The 16,890-nt window shown below is 57.7% G+C and carries 21 protein-coding genes; 16 read left to right on the top strand and 5 right to left on the bottom strand.

Annotated features, from left to right (window positions below; translation table 11 throughout):
- The first annotated feature begins 3 nt into the window (after positions 1–3).
- Together MWU53_RS04025 and MWU53_RS04030 are read left to right on the top strand one after the other, a co-directional pair.
- Positions 4–447: a VOC family protein gene (locus MWU53_RS04025; protein ID WP_247090733.1), complete on the top strand. Its 444-nt coding sequence runs from the start codon at positions 4–6 to the stop codon at positions 445–447.
- A gap of 73 nt (positions 448–520) precedes the next feature.
- Entirely contained in the window at positions 521–1,315 is a 795-nt protein-coding gene (locus MWU53_RS04030) for a DUF2971 domain-containing protein (RefSeq protein ID WP_247090735.1), read from the top strand.
- Between the two features lie 155 nt (positions 1,316–1,470).
- On the opposite strand, the gene MWU53_RS04035 is transcribed toward MWU53_RS04030, so the two are convergent.
- Positions 1,471–2,487 carry a hypothetical protein gene (locus tag MWU53_RS04035; protein ID WP_247090737.1) on the bottom strand — a complete coding sequence of 339 codons (1,017 nt, stop codon included), beginning with the start codon at positions 2,485–2,487 and terminating at the stop codon, positions 1,471–1,473.
- Between the two features lie 113 nt (positions 2,488–2,600).
- Between MWU53_RS04035 and MWU53_RS04040 the strand changes: the two genes are divergently transcribed.
- Positions 2,601–3,014, top strand: a complete 414-nt coding sequence (locus MWU53_RS04040) for a hypothetical protein (protein WP_247090739.1) — start codon at positions 2,601–2,603, stop codon at positions 3,012–3,014.
- A gap of 3 nt (positions 3,015–3,017) precedes the next feature.
- On the opposite strand, the gene MWU53_RS04045 is transcribed toward MWU53_RS04040, so the two are convergent.
- From MWU53_RS04045 to MWU53_RS04060, 4 genes are all read right to left on the bottom strand, one after another.
- A complete protein-coding gene (locus MWU53_RS04045) occupies positions 3,018–3,512 on the bottom strand; it encodes a flavin reductase family protein (RefSeq protein WP_247090741.1) in 495 nt (164 codons plus the stop codon).
- A gap of 133 nt (positions 3,513–3,645) precedes the next feature.
- On the bottom strand, positions 3,646–4,704 hold the full coding sequence (locus MWU53_RS04050; RefSeq protein ID WP_247090743.1) for a YeeE/YedE family protein: 1,059 nt from the start codon (positions 4,702–4,704) through the stop codon (positions 3,646–3,648).
- A gap of 49 nt (positions 4,705–4,753) precedes the next feature.
- Positions 4,754–5,125: a metalloregulator ArsR/SmtB family transcription factor gene (locus MWU53_RS04055; protein ID WP_247090745.1), complete on the bottom strand. Its 372-nt coding sequence runs from the start codon at positions 5,123–5,125 to the stop codon at positions 4,754–4,756.
- A gap of 140 nt (positions 5,126–5,265) precedes the next feature.
- Positions 5,266–5,670: a hypothetical protein gene (locus MWU53_RS04060; protein ID WP_247090747.1), complete on the bottom strand. Its 405-nt coding sequence runs from the start codon at positions 5,668–5,670 to the stop codon at positions 5,266–5,268.
- Positions 5,671–5,755: 85 nt separating this feature from the next.
- Here MWU53_RS04060 and MWU53_RS04065 point away from each other — a divergent pair, with 85 nt between their 5' ends.
- The 13 genes from MWU53_RS04065 (at position 5,756) to MWU53_RS04125 (ending at position 16,889) form a co-directional block, all read left to right on the top strand.
- Entirely contained in the window at positions 5,756–6,493 is a 738-nt protein-coding gene (locus MWU53_RS04065) for a cytochrome c biogenesis CcdA family protein (protein WP_247090748.1), read from the top strand.
- 156 nt (positions 6,494–6,649) lie between these two features.
- Positions 6,650–7,126, top strand: a complete 477-nt coding sequence (gene soxX, locus MWU53_RS04070; protein ID WP_247090750.1) for a sulfur oxidation c-type cytochrome SoxX — start codon at positions 6,650–6,652, stop codon at positions 7,124–7,126.
- Positions 7,127–7,166: 40 nt separating this feature from the next.
- Positions 7,167–7,583 carry a thiosulfate oxidation carrier protein SoxY gene (gene soxY / locus MWU53_RS04075; protein WP_247090752.1) on the top strand — a complete coding sequence of 139 codons (417 nt, stop codon included), beginning with the start codon at positions 7,167–7,169 and terminating at the stop codon, positions 7,581–7,583.
- A gap of 17 nt (positions 7,584–7,600) precedes the next feature.
- Positions 7,601–7,930 (top strand): thiosulfate oxidation carrier complex protein SoxZ, encoded by a 330-nt coding sequence (soxZ, locus tag MWU53_RS04080; protein WP_247090754.1) that lies wholly within the window; start codon positions 7,601–7,603, stop codon positions 7,928–7,930.
- Between the two features lie 24 nt (positions 7,931–7,954).
- Entirely contained in the window at positions 7,955–8,803 is an 849-nt protein-coding gene (soxA, locus tag MWU53_RS04085) for a sulfur oxidation c-type cytochrome SoxA (protein ID WP_247090756.1), read from the top strand.
- Positions 8,804–8,913: 110 nt separating this feature from the next.
- Positions 8,914–10,611 (top strand): thiosulfohydrolase SoxB, encoded by a 1,698-nt coding sequence (soxB, locus tag MWU53_RS04090; protein ID WP_247090757.1) that lies wholly within the window; start codon positions 8,914–8,916, stop codon positions 10,609–10,611.
- A gap of 82 nt (positions 10,612–10,693) precedes the next feature.
- Positions 10,694–11,974, top strand: coding sequence for a sulfite dehydrogenase (soxC, locus tag MWU53_RS04095; protein WP_133488647.1), 1,281 nt, complete (start codon positions 10,694–10,696; stop codon positions 11,972–11,974).
- Positions 11,958–13,043 carry a c-type cytochrome gene (locus MWU53_RS04100; RefSeq protein WP_247090759.1) on the top strand — a complete coding sequence of 362 codons (1,086 nt, stop codon included), beginning with the start codon at positions 11,958–11,960 and terminating at the stop codon, positions 13,041–13,043. The genes soxC and MWU53_RS04100 overlap by 17 nt, the downstream gene beginning before the upstream one ends.
- A gap of 143 nt (positions 13,044–13,186) precedes the next feature.
- Complete coding sequence (locus tag MWU53_RS04105) at positions 13,187–13,897, top strand: c-type cytochrome (protein ID WP_247090761.1); 711 nt, start codon at positions 13,187–13,189, stop codon at positions 13,895–13,897.
- Positions 13,898–13,972: 75 nt separating this feature from the next.
- Positions 13,973–15,247 carry an NAD(P)/FAD-dependent oxidoreductase gene (locus MWU53_RS04110; RefSeq protein ID WP_247090763.1) on the top strand — a complete coding sequence of 425 codons (1,275 nt, stop codon included), beginning with the start codon at positions 13,973–13,975 and terminating at the stop codon, positions 15,245–15,247.
- Positions 15,248–15,447: 200 nt separating this feature from the next.
- Positions 15,448–15,828, top strand: coding sequence for a DUF302 domain-containing protein (locus tag MWU53_RS04115; protein ID WP_247091743.1), 381 nt, complete (start codon positions 15,448–15,450; stop codon positions 15,826–15,828).
- A 170-nt stretch (positions 15,829–15,998) separates the two neighbouring features.
- The gene (locus tag MWU53_RS04120; RefSeq protein WP_247090764.1) at positions 15,999–16,433 is read left to right on the top strand and encodes a YeeE/YedE thiosulfate transporter family protein; all 435 of its coding nucleotides are present in this window, start codon (positions 15,999–16,001) and stop codon (positions 16,431–16,433) included.
- Between the two features lie 12 nt (positions 16,434–16,445).
- The gene (locus tag MWU53_RS04125; RefSeq protein WP_247090766.1) at positions 16,446–16,889 is read left to right on the top strand and encodes a DUF6691 family protein; all 444 of its coding nucleotides are present in this window, start codon (positions 16,446–16,448) and stop codon (positions 16,887–16,889) included.
- Position 16,890 lies beyond the last annotated feature (1 nt).

Here is a 16,890-nt window from a genome sequence, read left to right on the forward strand (position 1 = left end):
CCCATGCTGACGCCCTTTCACCTTGCCATCAATGTGACCGATCTTGCTGAAACCCGTGCGTTTTATGGCGGCGTTCTGGGCTGTGCCGAGGGCCGGTCAACCGACACATGGGTCGATTACAGCTTCTTCGGCCACCAGCTGAGTTTCCATCTGGGCGAACCCTTCGCCACCGCCAACGCCGGCAAGGTCGGCGCGCATATGGTGGCCATGCCGCATTTCGGCGTGGTGCTCGCCTATGACGACTGGCGCGCGCTGGCGGACCGGCTAGAGGTCGCGGGCACCGACTGGGTCATCGCCCCCACGGTGCGGTTCGAAGGCGAACCCGGAGAGCAATGGACGATGTTCTTCCGGGATCCTTCAGGCAACCCGATTGAGGTGAAGGGGTTTCGGGATATGGACGGGGTGTTTTCACGATATCAGGTGGCAACCGGCGCTGCGCAGGTGTAATCACTTAACAGTTCAGTTCTGGAGGTAGCATTTGTATTCTGAAAGACCAGAAGGGTTTTACACCGACGATTTCATGTTCGATGTAATGGGTATCGAAGAACTTCCGTCCGCACTATATCAGTACACCTCCTTAGACAGCCTCAGGAATATCCTCGCTTCGCGCACGCTTCGTTTCGCTCGTCTTGATACAGTTAACGACCCAGAGGAAGCTATGGCATCAGACGTGGCGCTCGCCGCCAGTTCTGTGTTCGTTTCATGCTGGTCAGGTGCTGAGGCAGAGCAAATCCCGATGTGGTCGATGTATGGCCAAAACTTCAGCGGCGTGCGATTAAGGCTGCCGTCGAACATGTTTGTCGGACGCAAGGAGCCAATGATTTTCGAGAAAGGCGGTGCTTTGATCACGGCCGAAAGCCCGCACTCGATCAATCGGAAGTCTCCGGCAATGAGTACAAACAGCTGCGCCATTATCGGGCCCAACAAAATCTATTACAGTGATGATCCCGCTTACCGAATTCGCCCGCTGGTCTATCGCCACGCAGGCACGGCGCATTTCTACCCTTATGATCTTGGTATGGTGAAGGGTACACTCTGGTCCTACGAACAAGAGTGGCGCTTCAAGATCGCAGCACTCAATTTCGAGGCGCAGTTCCCAGACGACGAGTATTTCAACAAAGTGACACTCGACCTCGAGAAGTATCCGGTCGAAGCAAGAGATCTCTTCATCCCACTAGCGCCTTCAGCCATCAATGAGCTTGAAGTGATGATTGGACCAAAGGCCGACAGCGCGACTTGCAGAGAAGTCGAACGCATTCTCGCGGAACATGCGCCGAGTGCCAAACTGACGCGCAGTCGAATCCAAATTCGCTGATCTACCAGTCTCTTACAGAGCTCATCGCCAGTGTCGGAAGCGACGTGCATGTCCATGCTGCAACTGCCAACTCACCCGAGGTCGATGCGATCTGTTAGGGCTCAATGCAGGCATGTCGTATCAGAATTCATGCAATTCCGCCTAAACCCAACCAATCACCGCATCCAAAACCCTTCACGCTTGATCGTATTCCGGATCGTCATTTCCTTGCGGGGCAGGTTATCCCGGTCAAACAAGGCCCGCACCTTCTGGCCGCGCCGCTGAAAGATCATCCGTTTCATCGGGTCGTATTCCTTCAGAACCTTCTTGATCTTGTTGGGGGCGGTGGCGACCTCGATCACCTCGATCGCGCGGTCGCTCTCGCGGGCATAGGCCAAAGGCAGGATGCGCCAGTGGCAGCTGACATCGCCGTCCAGACCGTCCAGTTCTGGTCCCGGGCGGCCTCCGCCAAAGCTTGAGATCACAAGGGGCAGGGCGATTTGGTCCAGCCACGGATAGAGCGTCTGGCAGACCAATTCCTTTGGCCCGTCATGGTGGATCGCGACGGCGTAGTCTTTGAAACGACGGCCAAATTCGCGCGGGCAGGGGCCGAAGAACCAGCCTGCGTTGAAATACATGTAGCGCTGCCAATATTCGTCCGGCTGGCTGAGGTCCAAGGACGCCTCGAAATCCAGCCCGAACTTGTCATAGAGCGATTTCCACGTCTGGGTATAGCCCGGGCCGTAAAGTTCAATCGTGGGCCACGTGTTCTCGCGTTTCATCGAGGCCGAGGGGCGCGTGTAGGGGATCGGCAGTTCGGAGAGCTTACCCGTGATCACCGTGTCGGTGTCAAAGAACAGGAAGGGCTCGCCTTCGGGAAGGGCCCCCAGCGCTTCGATCTTGTTGCCATTGGGATAGTGGTGGCCGAACTGCTGGGCCGCAAAAGGCACGATCTCGGCCCCCAGCGCCTCCAACGTCTCGCGGATATGCGGCTTTAAGCGCGGGTCGTCGGGCCACAGATCTCCGGGCTGGGGTTCAGCGACCAGAAGGCGGCCTTGGAAGTCGGGATCGCTGTGGCGCAAGCTGGCGGCAAACAGGATCGCCTCGTAGGCCAGACGACCGTCCTGCGCGACGATGACGACGTTCGGCGCGGTCGTGGTGGGCATGGCTGCCGGTTCCGAGGTTTTTTTCATCACTGCTTTGCCCGCGCTGTTCTTTGGGGCAGTATAGGCAGGAATGAAACGAGTCTGGAAGGGCGCAGGCAGTTTTGCAGGCGTGCCCCGGGCGATATTTAAGGGACGAGTTGATGCGTAAATTTCTTGCGATGACAGCGCTTTGCGTCGGAACTGCCGCGCCGGTGGCCGCGCAGAAATTCACCACAGCCGCGGAAGTGCGCCCCATCTTGAATGCCACGCAGGCGAATTGGGTCGCCGTGCGGGAATATAACGGGCAGGATCTTTTGTATTTCACCCATCTGCTGGCGTGGCGCTGCGGGTTGGAGGCCATCCATTTCAGCGTAAACGGCGGAGAGGAAACGCAGTTCGATGCCGAACCCTGTTATGAGGACGAACCCACGCCCAACGGGCTGAAGGTCACCGATATTCTGCCCTATCAGCAGTTCGCGCTTCAATCCGTGGAAACCGTCGAGGTCCGCATCGTCTATGATGACGGGGCCGAGACCGTGGCAAAGTTCGACCGCGCTCAGATCCAGATCCAGTAACGCTTAACTGTTTGGCGTAAATCGACCGAAATGCCCAGCTTGGAATGCCAGCGGGGCGCCGGGATCAAGCGTGACGCGCAGGACCTCTCCGATCATGATCGAATGATCGCCGCCGGGGTGGACGGTGTGGGTTGCGCATTCGAACCGCGCCAGACAATCCTCGAACAAAGGGACATCATGCGCGCCATGGATCAGGTCGACCGGCGAGAAATCCGCGCCGTTCATGGCGAAATGGCGGGCAATCCCGGTCTGGTCTTCTTTCAGGACATGAATGGCGAAGTGGGATGCCGCGATGAAGGCGTCGTGGCGTTCTGACACGTGCGCCGGGCACCACAGGATAAGCGGTGGATCTAGCGAGACCGACGTGAAACTGTTCACGGTCATGGCGATCGGCCCGGTTTCCGACGCAGCCGTGACTACGGTCACGCCGGTTGCAAACTGCCCCAAGGCTTGACGGAATTCACCCGCGTGGTCCGGGCTGGGGGTGAAGCTGCTCATCGGCAATCCGTCCTGTGTTCGCGCATCAAGGCAGGGGGCTGACGGACAGCGTCGCCCTGCGGTTCGGCGCGGACACTAACCCGAGCGAAACAGGGTGGAAAGGGCGAAAAGAGACGTTTGTAGCAGGGATAGGTCACTCGGCCACTGCAAAGCCTTGGATCAATTGACGTAGGCCCAGCCAGGCCCCGGCAATTATGGCCAAAAACGTTACGGGTGCCCCGTAGTAAAGGATCGAAAAGGCGGACAGGCCTTGCCCGATCGAGCATCCAAATCCAATCACGGCACCGAAGCCCATGATCACCGCCCCGCCAATCTGACGTTTCAGCTCGCGCGGGTCTTCGCAGGCTTCCCAGCGGAAATGGCCTTTGAACAGGCTGCCGATGAAGGCGCCAGCCAGAACGCCGACCACGGATCCGACACCGAAGTTCAGATTGTTGCCGGACGATGTCATCAGATAAATCATCATGTCACCAAGCGGGGCCGAATAGGTGTGGCTTTCCACCGGAATGGCCGAAAAGCCGTGTTCCAGAACCCATGCGGTCCCGCCCCAGCCGATGACCACAGCGATGCCTGCGACGGCGGACCAGATCAGCTCGGTCCTGGCGTGGCGCAGCTCGGTATTGGCGAGCATGGCGACCAACAGAAGCGCCCCCGCGATGATCCCGACCGAAGATGCCGTCAGGCCGCTAACGCGTTCGATTGCGAAGGCGAGCGAGGGCAGGGCGTTTGCGTCAACCGGGTTCTCAGGAAAGATCGCGACACGCAGGCCAGACAGGGGGCCAGAGATGGCCACATAGGCCGACAACCCCATCACCAGTACGATAACGAACGACCGAAGGTCTCCACCACCCAGCCGCGCCAGTGCGCCGAAGCCACAGTTTCCGGACAAAGCCATGCCGTAGCCAAACAGAAGGCCACCGATGATCGAGGCCATCGGGTTCCAACCGATGCGCAGATAAGTCGCCTCGGCTGCGGGCAGATGTCCGGTTGCGATCAGCACATGGCTGCCGATCATCGCGACACCGATCGCCACACCCCACATGCGCATACGCAACCCAGAGTGCGCATAAAGCGCGTCCTCGATGGCGCCTAATGTGCAAAAACGGCCCAAGCGGGCGGCAAGACCCAGCAGGACACCGCCGATCAATCCAACAATTGCGGCAAGAGAAGCATCGCTGATCCAGTCGTACATGGAACCTCACAATTCCAGTTGGCGTTGGACAGGCTTGCGAAGGGGGCTGTTATTCAGCCGCTTTAGGAAGTTCCGAAGCCGGTGCTGTGTCGATCGAGCAGAACAGCTCGTATATCACTTCCAAGATACGCCGCGGACGATCATCTGTCAGCGAGTAATAGATCGTTTTGCCTTCGCGACGCGGCGTCACAAGACCTTCAAGGCGCAGGCGGGCCAACTGTTGCGACACGGCGGCCTGACGGGCGTGCAGCAGCTTTTCCAGCTCGGTCACGGATTTTTCGCCTGTGACAAGATGGCAGAGGATCATCAAGCGTCCCTCATGGCTGATAGCCTTAAGAAGGGTCGATGCGTCGCACGCGCTGGTCATCATTTTGTCCAGCTCTTCGTTTGACATGTCTTCCTTTATGACGGGCAGTGCCATTTCAAAGGGTCCTTGTGGTCCATTACTGTTACTGGCCCCCTAATAATAGGAGGTGGATATTTTTGCAATCGCCGTCGCAGCCAGATGATCAAGTCGTGTTCTGGCTGCAATAGCATTGAAACTAAGGCGTTCAGCGTATCTCAGCTTCCGCTCTGATCGTCCGTTGGCGTCACGTAATCGGTGTTCTCAAGCAGCATCTGCTCCAAGAGACCCCAGAAGAAATCTTCACCCGGATAGCCCTGCAGGCGGGCAATTTCCTTGCCATCTTCGACCAGCAGAAAAGTAGGGGTGAAGACGACGGGTGTCGTCGGTATGACGCCACGCCTTTCTTGTCCATCCGATCGCTTCAGGTCGTGCAGAACAACTTTGCGCAGGGGGGCGTATTTGCCTTCTGCGGTTTTCGGATAGATGTCGCCAAGCTCACTTTCCCATTTTGCGCACCACGCGCAGCCGGGCTCTTCCACCATGATCAATTCGGCTGCCTGTGCGGCAAAAACAAACCCAATCAGGGCAGTAGACAGCAAACTTAAAGTAACTTTCCGCATCACGGAGCCCACTTCTTGACAATTGGTTGACCTTCGTCTCATGCAATAGATAAATTGAATATGTTCTAATTTCAAGGAAGCCCTGATGCTGGATATATCCTTTGCCGGAGCGGCGCTTGCGGGGCTTTTGTCGTTCTTCTCGCCTTGTATCCTGCCGATGGTGCCGTTCTACCTGTGCTATATGGCCGGTCTGTCGATGACTGAGTTGACCGGCGAGGGCAAGATCAACCCTGGTGCCCAGCGCAGGCTGGTCATTGCGGCGATTGCGTTTGCATTCGGTGTGACCTCGATCTTCATGCTGCTGGGTCTGGGGGCGACGGCCCTCGGGGCGGCGTTTGCGCAGTATCAGCAGGAGCTCAGTTATCTGGGCGCGGCCATTTTGGTGCTCTTCGGGCTGCATTTTCTGGGCATCATGCGAATCCCTTTCCTGTACCGTGAGGCGCGCCTGGATGGGCCCACACAACCCAGCTCGATCCTCGGCGCCTATTTGATGGGGTTGGCATTCGGCTTTGGCTGGACGCCCTGTGTTGGGCCTGCGCTGGCCTCGATCCTGATGATTGCAAGCGGGATGGGGGATCTGTGGCGGGGGACGCTTTTGTTGGCAGTGTATGGCCTGTCCATGACGCTGCCCTTCGTGCTCGCGGCGATGTTTGCGCGCCCGTTTCTGGCTTGGGTCGGGCGCAATCGAAAGTATCTGCCATGGGTCGAGAAGGTCATGGGTGCGATGCTGATCCTGTTTGCAATCTTGATTGTGTCAGGGCAGGTCAACCGGATTGGCCAATGGCTGCTCGAGGCATTTCCAGTGCTCGGAAGTGTCGGTTAAGCGACTTTTCTGACTGGTTTGGTCAGTATTTTAAAACAACAGAACCGGAAGCGCCTCATTTGGCGCAACTTAATAATAATTCAAATAACGGAATTTGATGTTGCGAAACTTGGTTCACCTGCGTAGTTTGGCCGCACAACGGTTTTGGGAGGAAACATGAAGCGGACAACGATCACGCTTTGCACCTTGCTTATAGCAGGGCTGGGAGCGGCAAACGCCGAGACGGTGGCACCCACCGCCGTCGCATTCGAAGAAGGGGCCGTGGCCCAATCGCTGACCGGCGCTGCAGGTGATCCTGTAGAAGGCGCAAAGGTCGTATCGACAAAGTCGCAGGGCAACTGCGTTGCGTGTCACGAAATTACAGATCTGGCTGACGTGCCGTTTCACGGCGAAGTTGGTCCTATGCTGGACGGGGCAGGTGACCGCTGGAGCGAAGCAGAGCTACGTGGAATTCTTGTAGATGCCAAGATGACATTCGAAGATTCGATGATGCCATCTTTCTACAAGACCGAAGGTTTTATTCGCCTTGGCAATGCCTACACCGGCAAGGCCCATGAAGGTGACGTCGAACCACTGCTGAGTGCTCAGCAGATCGAAGATGTTGTTGCCTATCTGATGACGCTCAAAGACTGAGCGGATCGGGGCATAGAAATACACTCACAGGAGACTAGAGATGAAATTCACTCGACGTGATGCTCTGGCACTTGGGCTCGGCGCGACCGCCGTTGCCATGTTGCCGATGCGCGCACTGGCTGCTGCAGACGAGGCCGTCGCGGCCTTCACGGGCGGCGCTGAAACCGGCGAAGGTGGGATCACCCTGACCGCGCCGGAAATCGCAGAGAACGGCAACACTGTTCCAGTTTCGGTCGACGCCCCCGGTGCCGTATCGATTCTGCTGTTGGCTGCCGGCAACCCGACCCCGGGTGTCGCTCAGTTCACCTTCGGTGAAGCCGCCGGCTCGCAGTCGGCATCGACCCGTATTCGTCTGGCTGGCACGCAAGACGTTGTTGCTATTGCCAAAATGGCAGATGGAAGCTTCGTAAAAGCGTCGTCGACCGTGAAAGTCACCATCGGCGGCTGCGGCGGCTAAATTAGGAGATCTGAGATATGGCAAAAGGTGCAAAACCCCGCGTAAAGGTCCCCAAGACGGCTGCTGCCGGCGAGGTCGTGACCCTGAAAACCCTGATCAGCCACAAGATGGAATCGGGTCAGCGCAAGGATAAAGAGGGCAACCTCATCCCGCGTTCGATCATCAACCGTTTCACATGCGAGCTGAACGGCAAGATGGTTATCGATGTAACGCTGGAACCAGCGATTTCGACCAACCCCTATGTAGAATTCGATGCCAAAGTCGACGAAGCCGGTGAGTTCAAATTCACTTGGTATGACGACGATGGTGATGTCTACGAGACGACAAAGCCGATCGCGATCGCTTGAGGTCAGCGCAGGGAGGAGAACATAATGAAAAAAGGCATCGCAGCACTTGTAGCTGCCTCGACCATCTTCGGGGCAGCCGCCGCAACAGCCGATGAAAGCGCTGAGCTCACCATCAATGGCGAGATCGACATTGTAACCAAAACCGCAGCACCTGCGCATCTTTCGGATGCGCTGGACGAGGTTCTTTCAGGTTGGCGTTTCCGGTCGGATCAGACCCAGGAAATGCAGATGGATGACTTCGACAATCCCGGTATGCTGGGCGTCGAGGAAGGCATCGAAATCTGGAACACCGTGGACGGTTCGAAAGGAAAATCCTGTGCGGATTGTCACGGCGAGCCCGAGGAAATGGCAGGCGTGAAAGCCGTGTATCCGAAGTGGAATGATCAGGCCGAGACGGTCCATACCCTTCAGATGGCGGTCAACAATTGCCGTGAAAACGCAATGGGCGCCGAGCCGTGGAAGTATGACGCGACCGCCGCGATCAATGTGGAAGCCTTGCTGGCCTCTGTGTCGCGTGGGATGCCCGTGAACGTGGCCATTGACGGCCCGGTCGAGGCAATGTGGGAGATGGGCAAAGAGCTTTACTATACCCGCACTGGCCAGCTGGAAATGAGCTGTGCAAATTGTCACGAAGACAACTATGGCAACATGATCCGCGCCGACCACCTGTCGCAGGGTCAAATCAACGGTTTCCCGACGTATCGTCTGAAAAATGCCAAGCTGAACGGGGTGCATTCGCGCTTCAAAGGCTGTGTACGTGACACGCGCGCCCACACCTACAACCCGGGTTCGGAAGAGTTTATCGCTCTGGAACTGTATGTCGCCTCGCGCGGCAATGGTCTGTCGGTCGAAGGCCCGTCGGTTCGCAACTAAATCATAGACCCCGCCTGGCGCGTGCCTGGCGGGGTTTTCTTTACTCGAACACATTCAAACCTCGGCATGGGTGAGGCGTGCAGGGGGATGAAAACCAAGGATAACCGCTCATGATTTCTCGCCGCGACTTTCTTCAGGTTTCGATGGCTGCGTCTGCGCTTTACGGCACGTCGGGCTTTGGCAACTGGGCCAAACTGGCTGCCCAGCAGGCATTGACGCAAGACGATCTTCTGAAGTTCGACACGTTTGGCAATGTCAGCCTGATCCACATCACTGACATCCACGCCCAGTTGAAACCGATCTATTTCCGCGAGCCCGAGATTAATCTGGGTGTCGGCGCGGCCAACGGCCAGATGCCGCACGTGACTGGCGCGGATTTCCGTAAGGTTTACGGGATCGAGGATGGCTCGCCCAATGCGTATGCTCTGACCTATAACGATTTTACCTCGCTGGCGCAGGCCTATGGCAAGGTCGGTGGCATGGACCGCGTAGCGACCGTCGTGAACGCCATTCGCGCCGAGCGCCCCGATGCGCTGCTGTTGGACGGCGGTGACACGTGGCACGGCTCGTATACCTGTCACCACACAGAAGGTCAGGACGTGGTCAACGTGATGAACGCGCTTAAGCCCGATGCGATGACCTTCCACTGGGAATTCACGCTGGGCACGGAGCGTGTTGAAGAGATCGTTGGCAATTTGCCTTTCGCCGCTCTCGGCCAGAACATTTTTGACGCCGAGTGGGACGAGCCTGCCGAACTGTTCAAACCTTACAAGTTCTTTGAACGCGGTGGCGTGAAGGTGGCCGTGATCGGTCAGGCCTTCCCCTATATGCCGATCGCCAACCCGCGCTGGATGTTCCCGGAATACTCGTTCGGTATCCGTGACGAAAACATGCAAGCGATGGTCGACGAAGTGCGCGCCGCCGGGGCTGAACTGGTCGTTGTTCTCAGCCACAACGGCTTTGACGTCGACAAGAAAATGGCCACCAAAGTGACGGGCATCGACGTGATCCTGTCGGGCCACACCCATGACGCGCTGCCCGAGCCGGTACAGGTCGAGCAAACCTTCATCATCGCCTCGGGCTCGAACTCGAAATTTGTCAGCCGCGTCGACTTGGACGTGCGCGATGGCAAGATGATGGGCATCCGCCACAAGCTGATCCCGATCTTCGCAGACGTCATTACGCCGGATGCCACGATCACCAAGCTGATTGACGACCAGCGCGCGCCCTATAAGGCCGAGCTGGAAGAGGTCATCGGCCACACCGACTCGCTTCTGTATCGTCGCGGTAACTTCAATGGCAGCTGGGATGACCTGATCTGTGACGCGCTGATCAATGAACGCGAGGCTGACATTGCCATGTCGCCCGGCGTGCGTTGGGGGCCGTCGATCCTGCCCGGTCAGGCGATCACCCGCGAAGACATCTGGAACGTAACCTCGATGTCTTATGGCGAGGCGTACCGGACTGAAATGACAGGGGAATTCATCCACACCATTTTGGAAGACGTGGGCGACAACCTGTTCAACCCTGATCCCTATTATCAGCAGGGCGGCGACATGGTGCGCATCGGTGGCATGGGCTATCGCATCGACATCTCGAAGCCGCAGGGCGAACGCATCACCGACATGACCCTTCTGAAAACCGGCGAGAAGATCGACCCCTCGAAGACCTATGTGGTTGCGGGCTGGGCCTCGGTCAACGAAGGCACGGAAGGGCCGCAGATCTGGGATGTGGTCGAAAGCCATATCAAGAAACAAGGCACCATCAAGCTGGATCCGAACAACTCGGTCCAGGTGGTGGGCGCGTAAGTCATTGAACACCCGCCGTCGGGCCTAAGGGGCAGGGCGGCGGGACACTTTTAGCCAAACAGCCAAATAGGAGGTTTGACATATGTCGACTGAAACCAAAGGCACCGGGACCTCGCGTCGCGGTTTCCTGAAAGGGGCCGCTGCAACGGGTGCTGCCCTGGGCGCTGCCGGTGCTGCCCGCGCCGAAGGCGATCCGCTGATCACCGAAGTACAGGAATGGGCATCCGGTCTGGGCGAGGGCGTCGACGCCACGCCTTACGGTATGCCGATCGAGTTCGAAGGCGACGTGATCCGTCGCAACGTGGAATGGCTGACCGCCGACACGATTTCCTCGATCAACTTCACGCCGATCCACGCGCTGGATGGCACGATCACCCCGCAGGGCTGCGCGTTCGAACGCCACCACTCGGGCGCGATCACGCTGAAGAAAGAAGACTACCGTCTGATGATCAACGGTCTGGTCGATACGCCGCTGGTGTTCACCTATGAAGACCTTGAGCGGTTCCCGCGTGCGCAGCAGACCTTCTTCTTGGAATGTGCGGCCAATACCGGCATGGAATGGGCGGGCTCGCAGCTGAACGGCGCGCAGTACACCCACGGCATGATCCACAACATGGAATATACCGGCGTCAGCCTGCGCACTCTGCTGGAAGAGGCTGGTCTGGACGCTGCTGGCGACCTGAAGGACAAATGGGTCTATGTCGAAGGCGCGGATGCCTCGTCGAATGGCCGCTCGATCCCGATGGAGAAGGCGCTGGATGACTGTATGGTCGCGTTCAAAGCCAACGGCGAAGCCCTGCGCATGGAGCATGGCTATCCGGTCCGTCTGGTTGTTCCCGGTTGGGAAGGCAACATGTGGGTCAAATGGCTGCGGCGCATCGAAGTGATGGATAAGCCGGTTGAAAGCCGCGAAGAGACCTCGAAATACACCGACACGCTGGAAGACGGTACCTCGCGCAAGTGGACGTGGGCGATGGACGCGAAATCCGTTGTCACCAGCCCCAGCCCGCAAATGCCGATCAAGCACGGCAAAGGCCCGCTGGTCATCACCGGTCTGGCATGGTCGGGCCGCGGTGCAATCACCGCTGTCGACGTGTCGCTGGATGGTGGTGTGACCTGGCAAGAGGCCCGTCTGGCCGAGCCGGGCAAGCCGATGGCGCTGACCCGCTTCTATCTGGACATCAACTGGGATGGATCCGAGATGTTCGTTCAATCGCGTGCGATGGACGACACTGGCTATGTTCAGCCCACCAAGGCGCAACTGCGCGAAGTGCGTGGCCTGAACTCGATCTATCACAACAACTGCATCCAGACGTGGCACGTCAACGCAAACGGGGAGGCAAACAATGTCGAAGTTTCCTAAATTCCTGATGGCAGCATCTGTTGCCGCTTTGACCGCCGCCCCCGCGATGGCTGAAAAGCTGGGCCTTGGACGCGCCGCAACGGACGCCGAGATCGCCGCGTGGAACCTTGATGTGTTCCCGGACGGATCGAACCTGCCTGCAGGTAAGGGCGATGTTTGGACCGGTGAAGAAGTCTTCGCGGAAGCCTGTGCGGTGTGCCACGGCGAGTTCGCCGAAGGTGCGGGCAACTGGCCGAAACTGGCTGGTGGTGCCGACACGCTTGACCACGAAGATCCGCTGAAGACGGTTGGTTCCTACTGGCCCTACCTGTCGACGACCTTCGACTATGTGCGCCGCTCGATGCCGTTTGGCGCGGCTGGTACACTGTCGGATGACGATGTCTATGCAATCGTGGCTTATATCCTTTACTCGAACGACTTGGTCGACGACGATTTCGTCCTGTCTAAAGAGACCTTCCTGGATGTCGCAATGCCGAACGCCGAAGGCTTCATCGTTGATGATCGTGAAGCGACCGAGTACGGCACATACACCAACCGCTGCATGAGCGATTGTAAGTCGGGCGCGGTCGAGATCACCACCACCGTGGTGTTCCCGGGCGACCCGAACTCGGGCACGGATGCGACGCCGATCAGCCAGGCTGTGATGGGGACGGCTGCAGCCGCTGCCGCGCCAGCCGAAGCTGAAGTCACCGAGGCCGCAGCAGAAGAGCCTGCCGCCGAAGAAGCCGCACCTGCGATGGCGTTAGATGCCGAACTGGTCGCCAAGGGCGAAAAGGTCTTCAAGAAATGTAAGGCCTGCCACAAGGTTGGCGACGGCGCCAAAAACGGCACCGGCCCGATCCTGACGGGTGTCTATGGTCGCGCCGCGGGTACGGTTGACGGGTTCAAGTACTCGAAGCCGATGCTGGCTGCCGCAGAAGGTGGTCTGGTTTGGGACGAAGCCGAACTGGCAGCCTATTTGGCCAACCCGAAGAAGTACATGAAGGGCACCAAAATGTCCTTTGCGGGTCTGAAGAAAGACGCTGACATCGCCGCGATCCTGGAATTCCTGAAGTCGCACAGTCAGTAATCTGACCGCTTATAATGATGAGAAGCGGGCGCTGCAGAGGATGCAGCGCCCGTTCTGTTAATGCGCAACATAATTTCCGCTTATGCATGCATTTGTATATGATTATTATTGAGTGGATGAGCCTTGCCGTTTAAAGTGTCCGCATGAACTGGATTAGAAACGCTGCGATTGGGCTGACGGTTGCGATATGCGCCTCAACGCCTTCTTTTTCAAATGAAATCGGCAATGCTGCTGATGGTGAAAAACTTTGGGGTGAGTGCAAATCCTGCCACGCGATTGGTAAGGATGCGAAGAACCGGGTTGGCCCACACCTAAACGGAATTTTTGGACGCCGCGCTGGATCGGAAGAGGGGTTCAATTACTCCAAGGGGCTGGCGCGCATGGGCAAAGATGGCCTGATTTGGGAGTTTGATCTTCTGGATCGCTATATCGAAAACCCCAAGGCTTTTGCGTCCGACACGCGCATGTCCTATCGTGGTTTGAAAGACGAACAAAAGCGGGCTGACCTGCTGGCGTTCCTGCGTCGGTACTCGGATAATCCGGGCGATATTCCGGAAGCAGCGCCCACCGTGGCGGGCACTGACCACGACGTTGATCCGTCCATTTTGGCCATTCAAGGCGATCCGGAATATGGCGAATACCTGTCATCGGAATGCACGTCCTGTCACCAGTTGACGGGCGATAATGACGGCATTCCCGGCATTATCGGCTGGCCCGCCGAAGATTTCGTGATCGCCATGCATGCTTACAAGGACAAGTACCGCCCGCATCCCGTGATGCAGATGATGGCGGGACGTTTGTCCAATGACGAAATTGCGGCGTTGGCAGCTTACTTTGAAGCGGTCGAACCGTAATGCACGATACATAGATTTAACAAATCTATGGCACGCGAAGGCTGTGCGTTTTCACGGCCAATCAGGGAGGAAGATATGAAGATTAACAGACGTTTATTTATGGGAGGGGCGGCCGCCGGTGCTGCGGCAACAACTCTTGCTGCGCCGATGGTGCATGCGGCTGGCCACGGCAAGCCGAAGGTTGTCGTGGTTGGCGGCGGTGCAGGTGGTGCGACGGCTGCGCGTTATATTGCAAAGGATTCCAAGGGCGAGATCGAGGTCACCTTGGTGGAACCCAGCCGCAGCTATTACACCTGCTTCTTCTCGAACCTGTATATGGCGGGTTTCCGCGAGCTGGGGTCGATCGCGCACAGCTATGGCAAGCTGGCGTCGGACTACGGCATCAACGTCGTGCATGACTGGGCCATTGGCATCGACCGCGAGGCACGCACTGTGTCGCTTGCTGGTGGGGCGACGCTGAACTATGACCGTCTAGTTCTGTCGCCGGGCATCGACTTTGTCGATGGCGCTGTTGATGGCTGGGACGTGACCCATCAGAACGCCATGCCGCACGCCTATAAGGCAGGTTCGCAATCTGAGCTTCTGAAAGCACAGGTCGAGGCCATGCCAGAAGGGGGCACCTTCGCAATGGTGGCGCCGCCCAACCCGTTCCGCTGCCCTCCTGGGCCGTATGAGCGGATTTCGATGATCGCGCACATCCTGAAGGAAAAGAACCCGACGGCGAAAATCATCATTGCGGACCCGAAAGAGAAGTTCTCGAAGATGGGACTGTTTCAGGACGGCTGGTCGCGTCACTATGACGGTATGATCGACTGGATTGGTGGCGACTTTGGCGGTGGCAATGTCTCGGTCAATCCGCATGACATGACGGTGACCATCGACGGCGAAGTCACCAAGGTCGACGTCTGTAACGTTATCCCGGCCATGAAAGCGGGCAAGATCTGTGACATGGCGGGCATCACCGAGGGCAACTGGGCGCCGGTCAACCCGCACACGATGCAAAGCCGCGTGGATGAAAATATTCACGTGTTGGGCGATGCCTCGTCGCAAGGTGACATGCCGAAATCGGGCTTTGCGGCCAACAGCCAGGCAAAAGTCGCCGCAATGGCCGTACGTTCGGCGCTGACCGGGTCGAAGCTGTTCCCGGCCAAATTCACCAACACCTGTTGGTCGCTGATCAACGACAATGATGGCGTGAAAGTGGGCGCAAGCTATGAAGCTACGGACGAAAAGATCGCCAAGGTCGACGGCTTCATCAGCCAGGTTGGAGAAGACGCGGAATTGCGTCAGGCCACCTACGAGGAAAGCGTCGGCTGGTATGCCGGGATTACCTCGGACATGTTTGGCTGATTTCCTTGCTAATATTCGCGCGGGCGAATATGTTTAGATCAACGCGGGGTCCGGTTGTCCGGACCCCGTTTCATGCAAGGGGCTTTGCGCGAACGGCCCTCAATTCAGGAGGAAAACTTATGCGCAATATTCTTGGAACGGCTCTTGTTGCCGTGGCCGCACTGACCGCCCCAGCTTTTGCTGACGGTCACGGTAAACAGATGAGCGATCACGCCATCACTTATGCGTTCAATGGTGACTTCGATGACGCGACCTTTGCGGTTGAAACGGCCATTGTGGGGCAGGGGTTGGTCATCGACTATGTCAGCCACACTGGCGATATGCTTGAACGCACCAAGGGCGATGTGGGTTCGGACGTGACGATTTTTGAAGCCGCGGACATTTTCCTGTTCTGCTCGGCCAAAATCAGCCGCGAAGTGATGGAGGCAGACGCCGCCAACATCTCGTTCTGTCCCTACAGCATCTTCGTGACCGACACGAATGGCGAGGTGCGCATTGGATATCGCACCTATCCAGAAGGCGAAATGCAGAAAGTCCAAGCACTTCTGGATGGAATCGTACAGGAAGCAATCGCCGAGTAACGTCGATTTGGCTTGAAAACCAAGGCCCCGCGTGTCGCAATGATGCGCGGGGCTTTTGCTTGACGCAGGGTCGAGAGAAAAAACATTCAAAAAAGTGAATGTAACTCTTGTCCTGCCCGAATGGGCGTCCTAAGTTTAACACGCGAACAGAAATCCTGGTGAGGCATGACATGATCGAAACTGAATTCACACCGCTGGCAGCATCGCTCGGAGGTGCCTTGATAGGCTTGGCCTCGGTGCTTTTGATGTGGGTGCGCGGCAACATTTTGGGGGCGACCGGCATTCTGACTGGCTTCATGCAGCCCAGCAGCTCGGCCGACTGGGCGTGGCGTGCGGCTATTCTGGCCGGAATGGTAACTGGCCCGCTTGTCTATCTGTTCATCGCTGGCGAGTTTCCCGCGATCCAAGTGCCCGTCAGCACGCTGTCCATGATCGTCGGCGGCGTCATTGTCGGGATCGGCGTGACCTACGGGTCGGGCTGTACGTCTGGCCACGGGGTTTGCGGCATGTCGCGCCTGTCTCCGCGCAGCTTCGTCGCCACACTTAGCTTCATGGCGGGTATCACCGTCATGGTGTTTGTCACCCGCCACATCTTTGGCCTGTAAGGAGAGACCGATATGCAGTTGATCGTCATCTACGTTATCGGCCTGATCTTCGGCCTTGGTATCTCGATTTCTGGCATGGCCAACCCTGCCAAAGTCCTGAACTTCTTCGACTTTGCAGGCATTTGGGACCCAAGCCTGATCTTCGTGATGGGTGCTGCGATTGTGGTCACGGCGCCTGGCTATTTCCTGGTGCTGAAACGCCCCAAACCGGTCTTCGGCAATGGCTTTACCTTGCCGGGCACCAAACTGATTGATCGCCGTCTGATCGGCGGGTCCTTCACCTTTGGTCTGGGCTGGGGTCTGGCCGGCTTCTGCCCCGGTGCCTCGCTTCCCGTGCTGTCGACCGGCAACCCGGACGTTCTGATCTTCACGGCCTCATTCATCGTGGGCATTTTCATCGCCCGCTTCATGATCCAGCGGAGCGCGCAACAGCGCGACGCCGCAACTACAAGCTAAC

This window comes from Aliiroseovarius sp. S1123 (genome assembly GCF_023015885.1).
GTDB lineage: Bacteria > Pseudomonadota > Alphaproteobacteria > Rhodobacterales > Rhodobacteraceae > Aliiroseovarius.

Bases quoted from the DNA above. Each gene is read 5' to 3' on its own strand.
- MWU53_RS04025 (WP_247090733.1), top strand. From the start codon at position 4: ATGCTGACGCCCTTTCACCTTGCCATCAATGTGACCGATCTTGCTGAA.
- MWU53_RS04030 (WP_247090735.1), top strand. From the start codon at position 521: ATGTTCGATGTAATGGGTATCGAAGAACTTCCGTCCGCACTATATCAG.
- MWU53_RS04035 (WP_247090737.1), bottom strand. From the start codon at position 2,487: ATGAAAAAAACCTCGGAACCGGCAGCCATGCCCACCACGACCGCGCCG.
- MWU53_RS04040 (WP_247090739.1), top strand. From the start codon at position 2,601: ATGCGTAAATTTCTTGCGATGACAGCGCTTTGCGTCGGAACTGCCGCG.
- MWU53_RS04045 (WP_247090741.1), bottom strand. From the start codon at position 3,512: ATGAGCAGCTTCACCCCCAGCCCGGACCACGCGGGTGAATTCCGTCAA.
- MWU53_RS04050 (WP_247090743.1), bottom strand. From the start codon at position 4,704: ATGTACGACTGGATCAGCGATGCTTCTCTTGCCGCAATTGTTGGATTG.
- MWU53_RS04055 (WP_247090745.1), bottom strand. From the start codon at position 5,125: ATGGCACTGCCCGTCATAAAGGAAGACATGTCAAACGAAGAGCTGGAC.
- MWU53_RS04060 (WP_247090747.1), bottom strand. From the start codon at position 5,670: ATGCGGAAAGTTACTTTAAGTTTGCTGTCTACTGCCCTGATTGGGTTT.
- MWU53_RS04065 (WP_247090748.1), top strand. From the start codon at position 5,756: ATGCTGGATATATCCTTTGCCGGAGCGGCGCTTGCGGGGCTTTTGTCG.
- soxX (WP_247090750.1), top strand. From the start codon at position 6,650: ATGAAGCGGACAACGATCACGCTTTGCACCTTGCTTATAGCAGGGCTG.
- soxY (WP_247090752.1), top strand. From the start codon at position 7,167: ATGAAATTCACTCGACGTGATGCTCTGGCACTTGGGCTCGGCGCGACC.
- soxZ (WP_247090754.1), top strand. From the start codon at position 7,601: ATGGCAAAAGGTGCAAAACCCCGCGTAAAGGTCCCCAAGACGGCTGCT.
- soxA (WP_247090756.1), top strand. From the start codon at position 7,955: ATGAAAAAAGGCATCGCAGCACTTGTAGCTGCCTCGACCATCTTCGGG.
- soxB (WP_247090757.1), top strand. From the start codon at position 8,914: ATGATTTCTCGCCGCGACTTTCTTCAGGTTTCGATGGCTGCGTCTGCG.
- soxC (WP_133488647.1), top strand. From the start codon at position 10,694: ATGTCGACTGAAACCAAAGGCACCGGGACCTCGCGTCGCGGTTTCCTG.
- MWU53_RS04100 (WP_247090759.1), top strand. From the start codon at position 11,958: ATGTCGAAGTTTCCTAAATTCCTGATGGCAGCATCTGTTGCCGCTTTG.
- MWU53_RS04105 (WP_247090761.1), top strand. From the start codon at position 13,187: ATGAACTGGATTAGAAACGCTGCGATTGGGCTGACGGTTGCGATATGC.
- MWU53_RS04110 (WP_247090763.1), top strand. From the start codon at position 13,973: ATGAAGATTAACAGACGTTTATTTATGGGAGGGGCGGCCGCCGGTGCT.
- MWU53_RS04115 (WP_247091743.1), top strand. From the start codon at position 15,448: ATGAGCGATCACGCCATCACTTATGCGTTCAATGGTGACTTCGATGAC.
- MWU53_RS04120 (WP_247090764.1), top strand. From the start codon at position 15,999: ATGATCGAAACTGAATTCACACCGCTGGCAGCATCGCTCGGAGGTGCC.
- MWU53_RS04125 (WP_247090766.1), top strand. From the start codon at position 16,446: ATGCAGTTGATCGTCATCTACGTTATCGGCCTGATCTTCGGCCTTGGT.